Genomic DNA, 1,803 nt, shown 5'->3' with positions numbered 1-1,803 from the left:
CCCGCGGTGACGAAGACCATGTCGGCGCCCTTGAGCACCTCCTCGATCTCCTCGCGGTGATCTTCGGCGGCCTTGCAGCCGACGTCCGGGTCCGCGCCGGCGCCGAGCCCGCGGGTCAGCTCCCTGCCGACGTCGAGCTTGACGTCGGCGTCGCTCATCAGCAGGGCTTGCGCGTCGGTGTTAATCGCGATGAACTCGACGCCCTTGAGTCCCTCATCGATCATGCGATTGACGGCGTTAACGCCGCCCCCGCCGATTCCGACGACCTTGATGACCGCCAGATAGTTCTGCGGAGCTGCCACGAGGAGGGTACCTTTCCGCTCGTTTTTCCGCCCGGACCGACGCCATTCCGGCCGGGGCCGTGCTGGCCCTGCTACCTGGGCGCTACCTGGGCTGACCGAGCCGGGGCCGGCGGCGAGCCGACGGAATTGGCCGCCAATGACGGCGGCTTCTTCCCACGCGGTAATTGGCTATACCGCGATCCCGGACGTCCATCAGGTTTGACCTTCAGGTTGAGATTTAGAGTTTTGTCTGCTTAACGATTGATAGGGACAGTAGGGTGGGAAGGCGGCAGGGTCAACTAACCACGCGAGAAGCGGACTGCGTGTCGTTCCGCTGGTCACTTAGTTGGTCACTTAGTCACGACGGTGCCCGGCGCGCTCACGTCGATGTAGCGCGCGGCGCCGCTCAGCAGCACGGCGAGTTCCCGGTTTTTCTGCGCGGCGTAGTCTGTGCCGCCCCACAGGACCGTCTTGCCGTCGCGCAGCCCGAGCAGCACCTGATTCGCCTCGCCAGGCGTGCCCGTCACCTCCGCGACCTGCTTCGACAGCGCGGGCGACAGCTCGGCGAGCACGGCGGCGGCCGTGGCCAGCCCGGGGTTGCCGGCCAGCGCGCCCCCGTTCACCGAGGTCTGGTACAGCGGCAGCCTGGCGGGCCGCGTCCGCGACCACACGACGAGCACCCCGGTGGGGTCCACCAGGTCGTACCCGCCGGCGGCCATCCGCACCGCGACGACGGGAACGCGTTCCCGCACGGTGATCGCCAGGTGGTCCGGCCAGTCTTTCGACACGGTGACGGACGCCACCTGCCTGATCCCTTCCACCCGCCGCGCCACCTGCCCGGCGTCGACGCCGATCAGCGACGTGCCAAGCGGGACGTCGGCCACCGTGACCACCTGCGCGGACGTGACCAGGTGCGCTCCCGTCACCGTGACGGACCGCACGACCAGCAGCCGGGAGCCGAACAGCGCCCACGCCACCCCGGCGATGATGCCCACGCCTGCCAGCACGAAGAACGCGGTGCGCCACCGCGTGCGGGTTCGCCGCGGCTTGGCGGCCGGGGGGGCGTGGTCGGTCGTGGCCGACGTGGCATCGGTCACGGCTGGGCAGCCCCTGCCGCCCCGGCCTCGGCGCCGATCTCGGCGAGGATGACCGGGCCGAGCCTGGTGACGTCGCCGGCGCCCATGGTCAGCACCACGTCACCGGGCGCGGCGAGCGACGCGACGACCTTCGGCGCGTCGCTGGCGGTCGTCACGTACAGCGCGGTCCCGCCGGGCACCGCGTCGGCGACCAGCTTGCCCGTCACTCCCGGCTCCGGGTCTTCCCGCGCCGCGTAGACGTCGAGCACCACGGCCTCGTCCGCGAGCGCGAGCGCCGCGCCGAACTCGGCCGCGAAGATCCGCGTCCTGCTGTACAGGTGCGGCTGGAAGACGGCGATGACGCGCCCGGCGCCGGCGATCGCGCGCGCGGCGCGCAGGTCAGCGGTGAGCTCGGTCGGGTGGTGCGCGTAGCTGTCCAGGACCCG

2 protein-coding genes and 1 pseudogene are annotated in these 1,803 nt (G+C 70.9%); all 3 read right to left on the bottom strand.

Annotated features, from left to right (window positions below; all coding sequences use genetic code 11):
* Nucleotides 1-302: pseudogene (locus tag WA805_RS29230) on the bottom strand (cell division protein FtsZ); the annotation flags it as partial.
* Nucleotides 303-631: 329 nt separating this feature from the next.
* On the bottom strand, nucleotides 632-1,378 hold the full coding sequence (locus WA805_RS29225) for a cell division protein FtsQ/DivIB (protein ID WP_422280708.1): 747 nt from the start codon (nucleotides 1,376-1,378) through the stop codon (nucleotides 632-634).
* Nucleotides 1,375-1,803 (bottom strand): glutamate ligase domain-containing protein (locus WA805_RS29220; RefSeq protein ID WP_425243933.1); only part of this gene is annotated, 429 nt, incomplete at its 5' end. The genes WA805_RS29220 and WA805_RS29225, both read right to left, overlap by 4 nt.

Source organism: Trebonia sp., from assembly GCF_049794275.1.
Classification (GTDB): domain Bacteria; phylum Actinomycetota; class Actinomycetes; order Streptosporangiales; family Streptosporangiaceae; genus Trebonia.
This window is presented reverse-complemented; position numbering and strand designations above follow the sequence as displayed.